This is a genomic window from Burkholderia sp. BCC0405 (assembly GCF_902833075.1).
In the GTDB taxonomy this organism is placed as follows: domain Bacteria; phylum Pseudomonadota; class Gammaproteobacteria; order Burkholderiales; family Burkholderiaceae; genus Burkholderia.
The window spans coordinates 260,254-275,508 of sequence record NZ_CADFEO010000007.1 but is presented as its reverse complement, the minus strand read 5'-3'; the positions used below and the strand labels follow the sequence as shown (position 1 = coordinate 275,508).

Annotated in this window: 15 protein-coding genes and 1 pseudogene; 10 read left to right on the top strand and 6 right to left on the bottom strand. The window is 67.5% G+C overall.

Features of this window, described 5'->3' with window-relative positions:
- The first annotated feature begins 11 nt into the window (after window positions 1-11).
- Complete coding sequence (locus HWX36_RS14285; RefSeq protein WP_175952725.1) at window positions 12-1,187, top strand: M20 aminoacylase family protein; 1,176 nt, start codon at window positions 12-14, stop codon at window positions 1,185-1,187.
- Between the two features lie 153 nt (window positions 1,188-1,340).
- Here the strand turns inward: HWX36_RS14285 and HWX36_RS14280 are convergent, their stop codons facing one another.
- Window positions 1,341-2,699 (bottom strand): aspartate aminotransferase family protein, encoded by a 1,359-nt coding sequence (locus tag HWX36_RS14280; protein ID WP_175952724.1) that lies wholly within the window; start codon window positions 2,697-2,699, stop codon window positions 1,341-1,343.
- 514 nt (window positions 2,700-3,213) lie between these two features.
- On the opposite strand from HWX36_RS14280, the gene HWX36_RS14275 reads away from it, so the two are divergent.
- Together HWX36_RS14275 and HWX36_RS14270 are read left to right on the top strand one after the other, a co-directional pair.
- Complete coding sequence (locus tag HWX36_RS14275; protein WP_175952723.1) at window positions 3,214-3,792, top strand: CS1 type fimbrial major subunit; 579 nt, start codon at window positions 3,214-3,216, stop codon at window positions 3,790-3,792.
- A gap of 266 nt (window positions 3,793-4,058) precedes the next feature.
- Window positions 4,059-4,332 (top strand): annotated as a pseudogene (locus tag HWX36_RS14270) (endopolygalacturonase); the annotation flags it as partial.
- 278 nt (window positions 4,333-4,610) lie between these two features.
- Here the strand turns inward: HWX36_RS14270 and HWX36_RS14265 are convergent.
- The gene (locus HWX36_RS14265) at window positions 4,611-5,120 is read right to left on the bottom strand and encodes a GNAT family N-acetyltransferase (protein ID WP_175952722.1); all 510 of its coding nucleotides are present in this window, start codon (window positions 5,118-5,120) and stop codon (window positions 4,611-4,613) included.
- Between the two features lie 400 nt (window positions 5,121-5,520).
- Entirely contained in the window at window positions 5,521-6,165 is a 645-nt protein-coding gene (locus HWX36_RS14260) for a glycine zipper 2TM domain-containing protein (protein WP_175952721.1), read from the bottom strand.
- Window positions 6,166-6,624: 459 nt separating this feature from the next.
- On the opposite strand from HWX36_RS14260, the gene HWX36_RS14255 reads away from it, so the two are divergent.
- The 3 genes from HWX36_RS14255 to HWX36_RS14245 all read left to right on the top strand — a co-directional run bounded on the left by HWX36_RS14255 (window position 6,625) and on the right by HWX36_RS14245 (window position 9,635).
- Window positions 6,625-7,824: an amidohydrolase family protein gene (locus tag HWX36_RS14255; protein WP_175952720.1), complete on the top strand. Its 1,200-nt coding sequence runs from the start codon at window positions 6,625-6,627 to the stop codon at window positions 7,822-7,824.
- 85 nt (window positions 7,825-7,909) lie between these two features.
- Window positions 7,910-9,094, top strand: coding sequence for an amidohydrolase family protein (locus HWX36_RS14250; protein WP_175952719.1), 1,185 nt, complete (start codon window positions 7,910-7,912; stop codon window positions 9,092-9,094).
- Between the two features lie 67 nt (window positions 9,095-9,161).
- Window positions 9,162-9,635, top strand: a complete 474-nt coding sequence (locus HWX36_RS14245; protein ID WP_175952718.1) for a nuclear transport factor 2 family protein — start codon at window positions 9,162-9,164, stop codon at window positions 9,633-9,635.
- Window positions 9,636-9,742: 107 nt separating this feature from the next.
- On the opposite strand, the gene HWX36_RS14240 is transcribed toward HWX36_RS14245, so the two are convergent.
- On the bottom strand, window positions 9,743-10,603 hold the full coding sequence (locus HWX36_RS14240; protein ID WP_175952717.1) for a LysR family transcriptional regulator: 861 nt from the start codon (window positions 10,601-10,603) through the stop codon (window positions 9,743-9,745).
- 184 nt (window positions 10,604-10,787) lie between these two features.
- On the opposite strand from HWX36_RS14240, the gene HWX36_RS14235 reads away from it, so the two are divergent.
- The 3 genes from HWX36_RS14235 to HWX36_RS14225 all read left to right on the top strand — a co-directional run bounded on the left by HWX36_RS14235 (window position 10,788) and on the right by HWX36_RS14225 (window position 12,938).
- The gene (locus HWX36_RS14235) at window positions 10,788-10,934 is read left to right on the top strand and encodes a hypothetical protein (protein WP_244136421.1); all 147 of its coding nucleotides are present in this window, start codon (window positions 10,788-10,790) and stop codon (window positions 10,932-10,934) included.
- Window positions 10,935-11,254: 320 nt separating this feature from the next.
- On the top strand, window positions 11,255-12,058 hold the full coding sequence (locus HWX36_RS14230) for an ABC transporter substrate-binding protein (protein ID WP_175952716.1): 804 nt from the start codon (window positions 11,255-11,257) through the stop codon (window positions 12,056-12,058).
- A gap of 31 nt (window positions 12,059-12,089) precedes the next feature.
- Window positions 12,090-12,938 carry a phytanoyl-CoA dioxygenase family protein gene (locus tag HWX36_RS14225; RefSeq protein ID WP_175952715.1) on the top strand — a complete coding sequence of 283 codons (849 nt, stop codon included), beginning with the start codon at window positions 12,090-12,092 and terminating at the stop codon, window positions 12,936-12,938.
- 81 nt (window positions 12,939-13,019) lie between these two features.
- On the opposite strand, the gene hutC is transcribed toward HWX36_RS14225, so the two are convergent.
- Window positions 13,020-13,757, bottom strand: coding sequence for a histidine utilization repressor (gene hutC / locus HWX36_RS14220; RefSeq protein ID WP_175952714.1), 738 nt, complete (start codon window positions 13,755-13,757; stop codon window positions 13,020-13,022).
- 30 nt (window positions 13,758-13,787) lie between these two features.
- Complete coding sequence (locus tag HWX36_RS14215) at window positions 13,788-14,330, bottom strand: XRE family transcriptional regulator (protein ID WP_175952713.1); 543 nt, start codon at window positions 14,328-14,330, stop codon at window positions 13,788-13,790.
- 134 nt (window positions 14,331-14,464) lie between these two features.
- Between HWX36_RS14215 and HWX36_RS14210 the strand changes: the two genes are divergently transcribed.
- Window positions 14,465-15,247 carry an aldolase gene (locus HWX36_RS14210; protein ID WP_175952712.1) on the top strand — a complete coding sequence of 261 codons (783 nt, stop codon included), beginning with the start codon at window positions 14,465-14,467 and terminating at the stop codon, window positions 15,245-15,247.
- The last annotated feature ends 8 nt before the right edge of the window (window positions 15,248-15,255 follow it).

The following is a 15,255-nucleotide window of genomic DNA, read 5'->3' as shown; positions in this document are numbered from 1 at the left end:
AGGCCAACACCATGGACGCAACCGAAGAACGCACGCTGCAGGGGCAACTGAAGACCTGGCGCCACCATCTGCACCAGCATCCGGAAACGGGTTTCGAAGAAGTGAACACGTCGGACTACGTCGCGCGCATCCTGACGACGCTCGGGCTCGACGTGCATCGCGGGATCGGCGGCACGGGGCTCGTCGCGAACCTGACGGCAGGCACCGGCCGTCGCGCGATCGGCATCCGCGCGGACATGGACGCGCTGAACATCGCCGAGCACGCGCCAGGCCGCGAACATACGTCGCGCACGCCCGGCAAGATGCATGCGTGCGGGCACGACGGCCACATGTCGATGGTGCTCGGCGCCGCGCAACTGCTGGCCGAGCGCAAGGATTTCGACGGCACCGTGCGTTTCATTTTTCAACCGGCCGAGGAGCATGGGCGCGGCGCGAAGGCGATGATGGCCGACGGGCTGTTCGAGCGCTTTTCGGTCGACGCGATCTTCGGCGCGCACAACATGCCGGGCATGCGCGCGGGCACGTTCTCGACGCGTGCGGGCGGCATCATGGCGAGCGAAGACAACTTCGTGATCCGGATCGACGGGCGCGGCACGCATGCGGCGCGCCCGCACATGGGCATCGATCCGATCGTGATCGGCGCGCAGGTCGTGCTCGCGCTGCAGACGATCGTGTCGCGCAATCTCGATCCGGGCCAGCAGGCCGTGATCTCGTGCACGGAGTTCATCACCGACGGGCTGCGCAACGTGCTGCCGTCGACGGTGACGATCAAGGGCGACACGCGCAGCTATTCGCGCGACGTGCAGGCGCTGCTGGCAACGCGGATGCGCGAGATCGGCGAAGGGGTTTGCCGCATGCACGGCGCGACCTGCACGTTCGAGTACACGCACGAGTTCGCGCCGACGGTGAATTCGCCGGAGTGGGTCGATACGGCGGTGCAGGCGGCGGCGCAGGTCGCGGGCGTGGATGCGGTGAACGCCGACGTGCAGCCGATGATGATCTCGGAGGATTTCGGCGCGTTCCTGCAGGCCGTGCCCGGCAATTTCATGTTCATCGGCAACGGCGATGCGGCCGGGCGCGGCGGCGTGCCGCTGCATAACGCGGGCTACGATTTCAACGACGAGATCCTGCCGGTGGGGGCGCGGTATTTCGCGGAGGTGGCGCGGCGGGCGTTGAAGGCGGCGTAGCACGCCGCTGCGTGATGCGCATGCGACGGGAAACGGCTCGCCGTGCGGCGGTCCGTTTCACTGTCAGGCGACACGAGCGACACGAGCGACACGGCAGGCAACCCATCGCGGCCGCACGCGCGCGATGCGTTGCCTGCCGCGAATGTCACTGCGTCAAACCAGCTCGCCGAGACACGCGTCGAACTGCGTCACGAGCCGGTCGACATCGTCGGCCGTCGTCTGCGGGCACACGAGCATCATGTTGTGGAACGGCGTGATCAGCACGCCGCGATTCAGCAGGTACAGGTGCACGATGTGTTCGAGTTCGCTGTCGAGCTGTGCGCCGGCGAGCGTCCCGTTGCGTGGCGGCACGGGCGCGAACTGAAACTCGGTACGCGCGCCGATGCGCGTCACGCACCACGGCAGCCCGTGCTTCGCGATCGCCTGTTCGAGCCCCGTCGCCAGCCGCGCGGCGAGTGCGAACATATGCGCATAGGCCGCGTCGGTCGCGACCTCGGCCAGCGTCGCACGCATCGCATGCATCGCGAGCATGTTCGCGGTGAGCGTCGTGCCGATCCCCGAATGGCCGGGCGGCGCGTTCAGCTTCGCCTGCTTCGCGCGTTCGGCAAATTCCGCGCTGAACCCGTACACCGCGCACGGCACGCCGCCCGCGATCGGCTTGCCGACCACCAGCATGTCCGGCTCGAGATCGTGCGCGACCGCGTAGCCGCCCGGGCCGCTGCTGATCGTATGCGTTTCGTCGATCACGAGCAGCGTGCCGTAGCGGCGCGTCAGTTCGCGTGCCGCCTCCCAGAAGCCCGGATCGGGCAGCACCATCCCGATGTTCGTCATCGCGGGCTCGGCGAGCACGCAGGCGACATCACCGCTTTTCAGCGCCGCTTCGAGTGCAGCCAGATCGTTGAATTCGACGACGCGCGTGTTCGCGAGCAGGTCGTAGGACTGCCCGAGCAGGCTGTCGCGCTGCACGGGGCGGCCATCGACGAGATCGACGAACACGTCGTCGACCGTGCCGTGATAGCAGCCGTTGAACACCACGATCGTATTGCGGCCGGTGGCCGCGCGCGCCCAGCGCAGCACGAAGCGGTTCGCGTCGCTCGCGCTCAGCGCGAACTGCCAGACCGGCAGCCTGAAGCGGCGCGCGAGTTCGCGTGCGACCCACGCGGCGTCCTCGCTCGGCAGCATCGTCGTGTAGCCGCGCGTGGCCTGTTCGGCGAGCGCGCGCGCGACCGGTTCGGGCGCATGGCCGAACATCGCGCCGGTGTCGCCGAGGCAGAAGTCCACGTAGCGATGGCCGTCGACGTCGGTGAACGTCGCGCCGCGCGCTTCCTTCACGTACAGCGAGAACGGCGTCGACCAGTCCTGCATCCAGTGCAACGGCACGCCGAACAGCAGATGCTCGGATGCTTCCGCGGACAGGGCGCGGGAGACCGGCATGGCTTCGGTGAATGCGCGGCGCTCGCGATCGAACAGCGCGCGGGCGCGGATGAGGTCGACTCCGTGGCGGGAAGACAAGAGGGGCTCCTGGGCTGTGAAGATGGGGAAACGATAGCGCGGGCGGCGGGGGGCTGAACAGGGGCGGAATTACCGAGGCGAATGGCGGCGCGCGAATATCCGTTGCGATTGACGATGACGTTGTCGAGCGTGACGGCAGGTGCTTACCGTGCGTGTTTTATTTGATTTGGGGATAGCACTGGTGAATGGAAACCGAAAAAAACCGTGAAGGTTTCCATGGATATTTATCCGGGTTCTCGTGGCCTATCGTTAATGCACGCCGTGGCGTGAGGTGTTCGTCCGAGCTTGTCGTTGCTGGCTGACGCGGGAATCCGATACGCGGTTACGAATGCATCCGGACGATTCGATCGCTCGTGCATGCGGCTGGGCATTTCGAATTCCGCGGGGATTTGCTTGTTAATTTAGAGATAAGCGAATACCGGATTTTCCAGCAATGGCGGGATCGTGGGCTCGAAGCGGGCCGGCTTGTCGGCGATCGGATTTCAACCATCCATCCAGAATGCGGAGCAGCACAATGAAGATCGGAAAACAGCTTGCCGCACTCGCCGTGTGCGGCGCATTGGCCGGCATCGCTCATGCAGGCCCGACGTCGCCGCAAGCGGTCGTCAAGAAGATCACGCTGACGGCGCATATCGGCGACAGCCTGTTCGTGTCGAAGCCGGACAATTCCGCGTGGTACGACGTGGTCGAACTGAACGCGACGGACCGTGCGCAGCAGGCGTTCGCCGCGACGCTGCCGATCCGCGTGCGCACGACGAACCCCGATATCAACGTCACGCTGTTGCAGCCGCTGCGGCTGACGAACGGTCGCGACGACATGGCCAATGCGAAGGTCGTGCTGACGGGCAAGGCGGGCGACGCGGAAATCGCATCCGGCGCCGCTCGCACGATCACGCTGGTCAAGCCCGGTCACGATGGCTTTGACGGCTACGACGAAACGCGCAACCTGACAGTCAGCGCCCATGCGCCGGCCGTCAGTGGTGCGACCTCGACCAATGGGAGTTACCACGGCGATCTGGTGCTGATGTTCGAACCGGCCGCTTCGGCGGGACGCGAGCCGGCAACGGGTGCGGTAGCGGCTGCTGGCGAGTAGGTCGTTGCCCCGGCGGACGGTGTCGGTCGGGGCGTTTCAGTTGAAGTTTGTGCGCATAAATGTACGACAACACATCTCTGAAATTACTCTTTTGCGATGTGAGTGAGCGCATACATTCGAGACATTATCCCGGTTAAAAAAGGATAAGCGACAAATGCGGGCTCGGCTGCGGTCGCGTTCAGACTGCGCATCGTGATACGACAACGTACAAATAGCGATCCGCCGTCAGGTGCGTCGATACCCCATGCACTGAAGGAGCTCCCACGGCCGCAAACAATCGCCGTTCGTTTTCGCCTGCCCGATCGCCCTCGTCGAAGCGCGTTGCGTCGCGCTTTCACCGGCTGGACCGGCGCGCTCGCCGGCGGCGCCGTGCTCGGCGGACCGCTCGCGGCGACCCGCGCCTTCGCGGGAGGCCACATGCCCAATGCGTCGGCGGTCGACCTCGTCTGGGGCGAGCATGGCGCGGCTGCGCGCATCGCCGCGTCGCTCGCGCACATATCGCGGCTCGCGCTGCGCGGGCGCGACGTCGACGTGACGCACGGGCGGCGCGCGCCGCCCGTGCCGGCCGTGCAGCCGATTGCCGGCGTGACGATCAGCAACTGCGACTTCGGCACCCTGGTCGCGTCGGGCACGCCGACGGTCACGTCGACGGGGCCGATCCATGCGTTCAACGTGAGCGCGATGACGCTGACGAACGTGACGATCGCCGGGCAGGCCGTCAATACGACGATCACCGACTAGCGGTGACGTGAGGTGAAGGTGAAGGGCGTTCGCGCGCGGTTGGTCGATGCACGCGAGCGCCAACCTGATTGAACGCGTTACGCCAGCGTCTTGACCATGTGATGCTCGTCGTAGAAGCGGCCGTCGACGAACAGCGAGCGCGGTTCCGTGCCGAACCGGACGAACCCCTGCGACGCATACAGCCGCTCGGCGGTGCCGTTGACCTCGTTCACGCACAGCATCAGCTGCTTGCAGCCCCACGCCTGCGCCGCGTGCGCGGTCGCGCTTTCGAGCAGCGTCTGCGCGATGCCTTGCCCGCGATACGCGGGATCGACGAACACGCCCCAGACCGTCGCCTTGTGCGCGATCTTCATGCGCGCATCGCGGCGCACGCCGGTGATGCCGACGAGCGTATCGCCGTCGAACGCGCCGAACACGGCACGTTCGTGGGTCGGCGTGATGCGCGTCGCGAATTCGTCGACGGGCACCTGCGATTCTTCGTCGAGCGTCGGCAGGAACGAGGTGGGCGCGGTGTCGACTGCACGCAGGCGGACGGTCTGGAAACGGGCGGCGTCGGCCGCATCGAGCAGGCGGGTCGTGATCGTCATCGAGGGGATTCTGGTAGAGGGTTGTGCACGTCGGCGCAGGCTGCTGCGGCCGCGGGTTGCATCGTGCCTATGCTAATCGGAATCTGGATGACGCGTGGCGGCGTTCGGGGCATCCGCGGGCGGCCGTGCGGTCGACGCGCATCGCGCTCGGTGCGCGTCGCGTGCGACGGCAACGCGCTCGGTCCGTGCAGACGAGCGGCGAAACGGCCGTGCGATGCGTCGCGCTGGAGGCTGACGCGAAGGTGGACGGACTGAGGAGGTACCGGCGGCGCGTCATGCGCGTCGCGTCGGCACGGAGGATGAGGAATGACGTGAAGCAGGCGTACCGTCGCGCCGAACCGGCGCATGACGTCAAACGCGCGACGATGCGCCCGATCAGGTCAGGCGCACCGTATCGGCATCAATACCGCGCCAGCTGATTGCCGTTGATCTGCACGCGATCACCCGGCCGCAGATTGCCCGGCGATTGCACGTCGAACGAACGCATCGTGCCGTCGCTGACCTGCACGTCGATCCGGTAGCTGCTCGGGCCTTGCGCGGCGCCCATCTGCTGACCGATCTGGTTGCCGGCCACCGCACCGCCGAGGGCACCGATCACGGTCGCCGCATCGCGGCCGTGGCCGCGGCCGAACTGGTTGCCCACCAGGCCGCCGACCAGCGCGCCGACGACGGTGCCGGCCACGCCCGACGGGCCGACCGAGCCGTTGACCGGCTGGATGTTCGCGACCGTGCCGTACTGCGTGCCGTAGCCGTTGCCGTATTGCTGCTGATTCCCGTACTGGTCATACGGCTGCTGCGACCCGTATGGCTGCGGGTTGCCGGACGGGTCGTACGGCTGCGGCGCCTGGTTCGGATAGGGTTGCTGCTGCACGTAGCCCGGTTGCGAATACGCGGGCTGCGCGTAGCCGGGCGTCGCGTATTGCTGCTGCGGATAGCCCGGCTGCGCGCCGTAGTAACCCGGTGCGACGCAGGCGGTCAGCGGAAGCGCCGCGACGGCGACGAGCGAGGCGAACAGAACGGTCTTCGTGGAAGGCATGCGCATCATGGTGTTTCCTGCATCGGCAACGGGTCCGCCGACGAATGCCGGGACGGGTGGCGAACTCGGCGTGAGTATAAGGAATGGGGGGAAGCGCGTCCGGTGCGGCCGGGTAACAACGTGTAAAGTCTGTTGCCGCGTAAATCGCCGTCCCGGCGGGGCGCCGAAGCGACGCCCGACAAGGGCGCGACGCGGCTTCCGGACGCCCGCTTTCGGGGGAGGCCGACGCTGCGCGGCCATCGGCTTTTCCGCGGTCTTCACCGCGATCCCGCCCCATCGCCAGGCCCGGCGGTCTCGCGCGACGCGCATCGCGAAATCGAATGCGCGGCATCGCGACATTTAATTGGCCTCGGGCGGCGGCGTCCGATATCGTGGCCCGATTCCCTGCCAACGGTCGCGCCGCGCCGGCTGCGGTTCCTTCCCCTGTCCGCGCTGGTGCCGCGCCGCGACCGCCCCATATTCCGAGCCATGACCGATCGTCTCTTCATCAACGCCGTCGATGCCGGCGGCCAGCCCATCAACCTCGTCGTCCGTGACGGCCGCTTTGCCGCGATCGGCGCCGATTGCGCCGCCGCGCCCGGCGCGGAAACGATCGACCTCGACGGCCGCGTCGTGCTGCCCGGCTTCGTCGACGGTCACATCCACCTCGACAAGAGCTTCGTTGGCGATCGCTGGGTGCCGCACGAACCGGTCGGCACGCTGCGCGAGCGGCTCGCGGTCGAGAAGCGCCAGCTCGCGGCCGCGCGGCCGATCGTCGAGCGCGCGAATGCGCTGATCGCGCAGGCCGCCGCGTTCGGCACGGTCGCGATGCGCAGCCACGTCGACGTCGATGCGACCACGGGCCTGTCGAACCTGCAGGCCGTGATGGCTGCGCGCGAACAATGGCGCGGCATCGTCGATATCGAACTGGTTGCGTTCCCGCAGGCGGGCGTCGTGTCGTGCCCCGGCACCGCCGGGATCCTCGACGCGGCCGTGCGTGAAGGCGCGGACGTGGTCGGCGGGATCGACCCGACGACGCTCGACGGCGATGCGGACGGCCAGCTCGACATCGTGTTCGGCATCGCCGAGAAGCGCGGCGCGAAGATCGACATTCACCTGCACGAGCCCGGTGAAACGGGCATCGCGCAGCTGCTGCGGATCGCGGCGCGCACGCGCGCGGCAGGGCTCGGCGGCCGCGTGAACGTGAGCCATGCTTACGCGCTCGGCCAGGTGAGCGATGACGACGTGCAACGCACCGCGGCCGCGCTGGCCGAAGCCGGCGTGTCGATCCTGACGAATGCGCCCGGCGACTGCGCGTTTCCGCCGGTGCGGCCGCTGCGCGATGCGGGCGTGCACGTGTTCGCGGGCAACGACAACATCCGCGACGCGTGGTGGCCATACGGTAACGGCGACATGCTGCAGCGCGCGATGATGGTCGGCTATCGATCAGGCTTCTACACCGATGAAGCGCTCGGTATCGCGCTGGACATGGCGACGCACGCCGGCGCGAGCGTGATCGGAAAGGACAACTATGGAATCGCGGTCGGCTGCGATGCGACGTTCGTCGCGGTGCGTGCGCCGAATGCGGCGGCGGCCGTCGCGGGCGTGCCGGCCGAGCGCTGGGTGTTCCGTCGCGGCGAAAGCGACACGGGCGCGCCGTTCGCGCCCGCGCTGCGCCTGGCGCGCTGACTCACCCGACCGGCGGTACGGTACGCGCCGTGCCCCCTTCTCACCGATGGCACTGACCGCACCAACCGACCACCCCGGAACCGACATGACGAACCTGCTGATCCGCAACGTCCGCCCGAGCGCCGGCGCCGCGCTCGACATCCTGATCGAAGGCGATCGGATCGCGCGCATCGGCCCGTCGCTCGACGCGCCCGCCGGCTGCGTGATCGAGGACGGCGCGGGCGCGCTCGCGCTGCCCGGCCTCGTCGAAGGCCACACGCACCTCGACAAGACGCACTGGGGAATGCCGTGGTATCGCAACCAGGTCGGGCCGCGCCTCGTCGACCGGATCGAGAACGAACGCCACTATCGCGCGACGAGCGGCCATGACGCCGGCGCCGCGTCGCTCGCGCTGGCGCGCGCGTTTCTCGCGGCCGGCACGACGCGCATCCGCACGCACGTCGACATCGATACCGAAGCCGGGCTGCGGCATCTGCACGGCGTGCTCGCGACGCGCGAGACGCTACGCGGGGAAGTTGAAATCCAGATCGTCGCGTTTCCGCAGTCGGGCGTGCTCAAGCGGCCGGGCACCGCTGTGCTGTTGTCCGAAGCCCTCGCCACCGGCGCCGATCTGCTCGGCGGGCTCGACCCGTGCGCGATCGAAGGCGATGCGGTCGAGGCGGTGGACGTGCTGTTCGCGATCGCCGAGCGCCACGGCCGCGGGCTCGACCTTCATCTGCACGAGCGCGGATCGATGGGCGCGCACTCGCTCGACCTGATCCTGCAGCGCACGGCCACGCACGGCATGCAGGGCAAGGTGACGATCAGCCACGGGTTCTGTCTCGGCGATATCGCCGAACGCGAGCGCGATGTGTTGCTCGCGCGGATGGCCGAACTCGGCGTCGGGCTCGTCACGACCGCGCCGGCGGCGGTGCCCGTGCCGCCGGTGGCCGCGTGCCGCGCGGCGGGCGTGACGGTCATCGGCGGCAACGACGGCGTGCGCGATACGTGGACGCCGTACGGGTCGCCCGACATGCTCGAACGCGCGATGCTGATCGGCATGCGCAACGATTTCCGCCGCGACGATGCGCTGGAAGTCGCGCTCGACTGCGTGACGCACAGCGCCGCGCGCGGGTGCGGTTTCGCCGACTACGGGCTGCAGCCGGGCAGCCGCGCGGACGTCGTGCTCGTCGATGCACTGACGTTCGCCGAGGCGGTCGTCGCACGGCCGCTGCGGCGGCTCGTCGTGTCGTCGGGGAAGATCGTCGCGCGCAACGGCGCGCTGGCCTGAGTGAAGCGGGGGCGCGGCGTCGCCCCGGTATGATCCGGTTTTCAGCCGGATTTCCCGGGAGACGACGATGCGACGCACGACAGCGGCACGGGCCGCACGATGGATGGCGGCGGCCCTGTTCGCCGTGAACGCCGCGCATGCGGTGGCGGCTGGGCCGACCGACGCGCAGCAGGAGGCCAACCGGCGGACGGTGCTCGCGTTCTACGAAAAAGGCCTGAACGAGAAAGATGCGGACGCCGCGCTCGCGTACGTCGGCGATCGCTACGTGCAGCACAACCCGAACGCGGCCGACGGCCGCGACGGCTTCCGCCAATTCGTTGCATTCCTGCGGGACAAATATCCGCGGTCGCACAGCGAGATCAAGCGCTCGTTCGTCGACGGCGACTACGTGATCCTGCACGTGCATGCGGTACGCGAACCCGGCACGCGCGGCAGCGCGATCATGGACATCTTCAAGCTCGAGAACGGCAAGATCGTCGAGCACTGGGACGTCAATCAACCCGTGCCCGAGCAGGCCGCGAACGGGAACACGATGTTCTGACGGGGATGGGGGCGCCGGCACCGCCGATGCGCCCGCGATCGTGCCGCATCGGCGGTGCCGGCGGCGCGGCGGCGTCCTTCACGGTGCCGCCGCATCCGGCCTGCTTGCTACTCCTCGTGCTCCAGCATCGTCGCGAGCGCCTTCGTCAGTTCGCTGACCATCGGGTCGGCCGTCGGCCGATGCAGGATCGCGATGTCCATGTGCTCGATCGGCGCGAAGCCCTGTTTCGCGGTCAGCACGACGTGCTCGTCCGTCACCGCGCGCGCCGGCAGCACGCTGATGCCGAGCCCGTCCGCGACGGCGGCCTGGATGCCGCTCAGGCTCGACGTCGTGAAGCTGATCCGCCAGCGGCGGCCGCGCTCCTCGATCGCCTTGATCATGTCGTCGCGATAGAGCCCGCGCGGCGGAAACACGACGATCGGCACCGGGTCGAGACCGATCGACGGATGCTTTGCGCTGTCGATCCAGCGCAGCTTCTCGGGCCAGCGCACGACGGCCTCGCGGCTGTCGCGACGCTGCTTGATCAGCACGAGGTCGAGCTCGCCACGGTCGTATGCGGCGCTGACGTCGCGGCTCAGCCCGCACGTCACTTCGAGCTTCACCTGCGGATGTGCGCGCTTGAATGCCGCGAGCGCATGCGTCGTGCGGCCTGCCGCGAAATCGTCGGGCACGCCGAGCCGGATCGTCAGCGCGACCGTGGCGCCCGACAGCGCTTCCAGCATCTCGTCGTTCAGCGCGATCATGCGCCGCGCGTAGCTGAGCACCGTCACGCCCGCATCGGTCGGCCGCACGTCGCGCGTGCCGCGGTCGAGCAGGCGGTGCCCAGCGATTTCCTCGAGCCGGCGCACCTTCTGGCTGACCGTCGACTGCGTCGAATGCAGGCGCGCGGACGCCGTCGTGAAGCTGCCGCAGTCGGCGACCATCACGAGCGCACGCAGCAGGTCGAGGTCGAACAGGGGTCTATTCATTTCTGCACTTCTGTGGATTCAAGCATTTCATTTCCAAATGCGTGCGACGACTTTTAACATGGCCGGATGCCGCGGGCAATCGCGGTTTCGCCGGACGCGGCGCGGCGTTTTGCGGCGCCACGGGGTGCCGGGCGCATTGCATCGGCCGCGCTTCGGCGCGCGCGGCACGCAAGGAGGAAACGCGATGTTGTTCAAACGGATCGCGATCATCGGCTCGTTTGCGTTGACCTCGCTCGCGTCGGCGGTGGCGGCCGCCGACGGCGGCGCGCTCGAAGGCCGGCTGCGCAGCGCGGCCGAATTGGGCGAGACCGTGCCGGGATTACCGGTATAGACATCGTCATCTCACCTATATCCGGAAAAACACGCTCTGTGCCGGTGTGCATCCCGCAGGTCAAACACCCCAGGAATGCGAGGAAATCCCTGCCAGACAGTCAAGTTGCAGGCGCAATTGCATTCTTCCTTCCCGGCTCATGTCTCCCATCCACCCCGCCCCCGTTTCCCCTGCTTGCGCTCGAAAATTAAGCGGTCTAGACTGCATCGCAGTTCCATCGAAGTCCCCGTCTTTCGCGCACCGTGCCGGGCGTTCCGGCGCACCGCTCCCCACCGGACGCCGGCGCTTGCCCGCCGCGTCGAGACCTTCAAGGACACGCCATGAACCGCACTGCAAAGCTCCTCGTTACCGCGCTGGCGTTCGCGCCGCTCGTGTTGTTCGCGCAGGACATGTCGACGATCCGCTGGGGCATCGACCCCACGTATCCGCCGTTCGAGGCGAAGCAGCCCGACGGTTCGCTCGCCGGCTTCGACATCGACCTGCGCAACGCGATCTGCGAGCAACTGCATGCGAAGTGCGTATGGGTCGAGCAGGGCTTCGACGGGATGATTCCGGCGCTGCGCGCGCGCAAGTTCGACGTGATCATGTCCGCGATGACGGCCACCGACGAGCGGCTCAAGCAGATCGACTTCTCGAACAAGCTGTATGCGTCGCCGGGCGCGCTCGTCGCGCCCGTTGGCTCGAAGCTGCTGCCGAACGCCGCATCGCTCGCGGGCAAGCGCGTCGGGATCGACCAGGGCACGACGCAGGAGGCGTACGCGAAGGCCGAATGGGCGACCAAGGGCGTGACGATCGTCTCGTACCAGAACCAGGACCAGGTGTACCAGGATCTCGTCAACGGTCGCCTCGACGCGACCTTCCAGGACAAGACGCAGGCCGGCTACTCGTTCCTGAAGACGCCGCGCGGCAAGGGTTACGCGTTCGCGGGCCCCGACGTGACCGACGTGCGGATCACCGGCTACGGCGTCGCAATGGGCGTGCGCAAGGGCGATGAAGCGATGAAGAAGCGGCTGAACGACGCGATCGTCGCGATCCGCGCGAACGGCACGTACCAGAAGATCGCCGCGAAATATTTCGACTTCGACATCTACGGCGCGAAGCAGCCGCTGACTTCCGCACCGTGATTCCGTGATTCATCCAATCGACAGGCACACCATGACGAGTATCCAGGACCGCGTCGCGCAAGCCGTGACCCCCGACCTGATCGCCGCGTTCCGCGAGGAAGGGGCGGTCTGCATCAAGGGCATCTTCTCGCCCGACGAAGTCGGCGTGCTGCGCGCCGGCATCGACGCGAATCTCGCACGGCCGAGCACGCGTGCGAAAGTCGCGAGCCGGCCCGACGATCCGGGTTGGTTCTTCGAGGATTTCTGCAACTGGCAGCACAACGACGCGTATCGCGACTTCATCGTGCGCTCGCCGGCGCCGTCGGTCGCCGCCGCGCTGATGGGCACCGAACACGTGCGGCTCCATCACGACCACCTGCTCGTGAAGGAGCCCGGCACGCGGCAGCGCACGCCGTGGCACCAGGACCAGCCGTACTACAACATCGAAGGCGACGACAACGTCAGCATGTGGATTCCGGTCGATCCGGTGCCGCTCGAATCGACGCTGGAATTCGTCGCGGGCTCGCATCTCGGGCCGTGGCTGATGCCGCGCACGTTCATGGACAAGGAAGCGAAGTGGTTCCCGGAAGGCAGCCTCGCGGATCTGCCGGACATCGAAGGCGACCGCGCGGCATTTCCGATCCGTCGCTGGGCGCTCGAGCCCGGCGACATGGTGTGCTTCCGGATGCTCACGCTGCATGCGTCGGGCGGTACGCAGAACCGCCGCCGTGCGTTCTCGATCCGCTTCGTCGGCGACGATATCCGTCATGCGCCGCGCCGCTGGAAGACGTCGCCCGATTTCCCGGGGCTCGCCGAGCAGTTGCCCGACGGCGCGCCGCTCGATCACCCGCTGTTTCCGGTCGTATGGTCGCGTGGCGCGGGGCAGGCCGGCGCGATCTGACGCCGGCGGGCGTGCACGATGGGCGCGGCGACCGTTTTCTGACGAAACGGCCGCCGGGTGTTTGCATGCGTGGGAACAGGATCAGGTCGGGTGGCGTCCGGCGCCCGGCTTGAAGCGCGAGCCGAGCCGGTAACGGTTGCCCGGATGCAGGAAGTGCACGAACGTGACGGGTTGCCCGTTCGTCCAGGTGCGGCGCGTGAGCGTGAGGCACGGCTCGTCGGCGCGCATGTCGAGCAGCCGCGCCTGTTCGCCGGTCGGCAACGACGCATCGACCACGTGCTCGATCTCCAGTTCGTCGTGCGACACGTTGTTGTACAGGTACTCGGACGGCGGCTCGACCTGGAAATCCTGGTCGATGAAGCCGGGTGCGGCGGCCGGGTTCACATAGCGATCCTCGAGCTGGATCGGGCGGCCGTTTTCCTCGTGCACGCACACCACATGAAACACCGGCGTGTTGACCGGCAGGCCGAACGCGGCCGCGACGTCGAAAGACGCGGGTTCGCTCGACCGGCTCAACACGCGGCAGCGATATTCGTGCCCGCGCGCGCGGATTTCGTCGCGGATGTGCGCGATCATCAGCAGGTTCGACTGCGGCTTCACCTCGGCGACGAAGGTGCCGACGCCCGCGATGCGCTTCAGCACGCCCTCCTCGGTCAGCTCGCGCAGCGCGCGGTTGACCGTCATGCGTGCGACGCCGAACTGCGCGGCGAGATCGAGCTCGGACGGGATGCGATCGCCGGGGCGCCAGTCGCCCGATTCGACGTTCTGGCGAACGAGTGTCTTGATCTGCTGGAACGGTGCGGTGGCCTTCGTGACCATCGGGGATCCTTGCGCGAAAAGGTGACGATGCTAGTCGTCGTGACTGACGATGACCAGGATCTCCGCCTGCGCGGTGCCGAGGCTGCGCGTGCGGTGCGGGATGAGTGCGTTGAAATAGACTGAATCGCCGGTCTTGAGTTGCACCGTCTCGTTCGGGAATTCGATTTCGACGCGCCCCTTGTGCACGAACAGGAACTCCTCGCCTTCGTGCTCGCGGAACGTCGACGCGACGAATGCGTGCGGCGGATGCACGACGAACGGCAGCATCTTTTTCGGCGCGACGCCGGCCGCGATGCTCTCGAAGCGATGTGCGTGGCTGTCGGCTGCCGCGCCCATCGCCGTGCGCTCGCCCGCGCGCGTGACCGTGATCAGCTCGCGGTTGTGGCTTTCCGAGAACAGCTGCTCGACGTCGACGTTCAGCGCTTTCGACAGCTTCAGCGCGACCGCGATCGACGGCACGCTCAGTCCGCGCTCGACTTTCGACAGGTAGCTCTTGGTGAGGCCCGTCTCGTCGGCCAGCACGTCGAGTGTCCAGCCCTTCTGTTTTCTGAGCAGTTTCAGGCGAATCGTCATGGGGCGCCAGGTGTCCTTCGAAAAACCGATTGTAGCGCATGACACAAAGTGTCCTGTGGTGTATTGTGTGTCATGTTTCTCCGGGAAAGCGGCCGCGGACGGCGCGACCGACCCGATCCAATCAGGAGGTAAACATGGCGGAAACGCTGAATCTGACGAAGGAGGCACTGGTCGCGCTGGCGGAGCGGCGCCTGGACAACGCGGTGGGCGACAGCGGCTGGTCCGCGCGGCAGAAGCTCGCGCTCACGTGCCGGATCCTGTTCGACGCCGGCCACGATTCGGGCCTGGCCGGGCAGATCACCTGCCGCTCGGGCGACGCCGGCACGTACTACACGCAGCGGCTCGGGCTCGGTTTCGACGAGATTTCGGCGGCGAACCTGCTGCGCGTGAACGAGGATCTCGACGTCGTCGATGGCGAAGGCATTCCGAATCCGGCCAACCGGTTCCATACGTGGATCTACCGCGAGCGCCCGGACGTGAACTGCATCATCCATACGCATCCGGCGCACGTCGCGGCGCTGTCGATGCTCGAGCAGCCGCTCGTCGTGTCGCACATGGATACCTGCCCGCTGTACGACGATTGCGCGTTCCTGAAGGACTGGCCCGGTGTGCCGGTCGGCAACGAGGAGGGCGAGATCATTTCGAAGGCGCTCGGCAGCAAGCGCGCGATCCTGCTGTCGCACCACGGCCAGCTCGTGGTCGGCAAGACGATCGAGGAAGCATGCATTCTCGCGCTGCTGATCGAGCGGGCCGCGAAGCTGCAACTGCTCGCGATGTCGGCCGGAGAGATCAAGCCGGTGCCGCCGGCGCTGGCGCGCGAAGCGCACGACTGGATTTCGAAGCCGAAGCGCGATGCGGTGACGTTCGACTACTACGCGCGCAGGGCGTTGCGTACGCACCGGGACTGCGTCGAATGAGCGGGCGA

What these genes read in the sequence shown, in the direction of transcription:
- HWX36_RS14250 (WP_175952719.1), top strand. Translation starts at nt 7,910, where the DNA reads ATGACGAACCTGCTGATCCGCAACGTCCGCCCGAGCGCCGGCGCCGCG.
- HWX36_RS14215 (WP_175952713.1), bottom strand. Translation starts at nt 14,330, where the DNA reads ATGACGATTCGCCTGAAACTGCTCAGAAAACAGAAGGGCTGGACACTC.
- HWX36_RS14235 (WP_244136421.1), top strand. Translation starts at nt 10,788, where the DNA reads ATGTTGTTCAAACGGATCGCGATCATCGGCTCGTTTGCGTTGACCTCG.
- HWX36_RS14285 (WP_175952725.1), top strand. Translation starts at nt 12, where the DNA reads ATGGACGCAACCGAAGAACGCACGCTGCAGGGGCAACTGAAGACCTGG.
- hutC (WP_175952714.1), bottom strand. Translation starts at nt 13,757, where the DNA reads ATGGTCACGAAGGCCACCGCACCGTTCCAGCAGATCAAGACACTCGTT.
- HWX36_RS14240 (WP_175952717.1), bottom strand. Translation starts at nt 10,603, where the DNA reads ATGAATAGACCCCTGTTCGACCTCGACCTGCTGCGTGCGCTCGTGATG.
- HWX36_RS14275 (WP_175952723.1), top strand. Translation starts at nt 3,214, where the DNA reads ATGAAGATCGGAAAACAGCTTGCCGCACTCGCCGTGTGCGGCGCATTG.
- HWX36_RS14245 (WP_175952718.1), top strand. Translation starts at nt 9,162, where the DNA reads ATGCGACGCACGACAGCGGCACGGGCCGCACGATGGATGGCGGCGGCC.
- HWX36_RS14265 (WP_175952722.1), bottom strand. Translation starts at nt 5,120, where the DNA reads ATGACGATCACGACCCGCCTGCTCGATGCGGCCGACGCCGCCCGTTTC.
- HWX36_RS14260 (WP_175952721.1), bottom strand. Translation starts at nt 6,165, where the DNA reads ATGATGCGCATGCCTTCCACGAAGACCGTTCTGTTCGCCTCGCTCGTC.
- HWX36_RS14255 (WP_175952720.1), top strand. Translation starts at nt 6,625, where the DNA reads ATGACCGATCGTCTCTTCATCAACGCCGTCGATGCCGGCGGCCAGCCC.
- HWX36_RS14230 (WP_175952716.1), top strand. Translation starts at nt 11,255, where the DNA reads ATGAACCGCACTGCAAAGCTCCTCGTTACCGCGCTGGCGTTCGCGCCG.
- HWX36_RS14225 (WP_175952715.1), top strand. Translation starts at nt 12,090, where the DNA reads ATGACGAGTATCCAGGACCGCGTCGCGCAAGCCGTGACCCCCGACCTG.
- HWX36_RS14210 (WP_175952712.1), top strand. Translation starts at nt 14,465, where the DNA reads ATGGCGGAAACGCTGAATCTGACGAAGGAGGCACTGGTCGCGCTGGCG.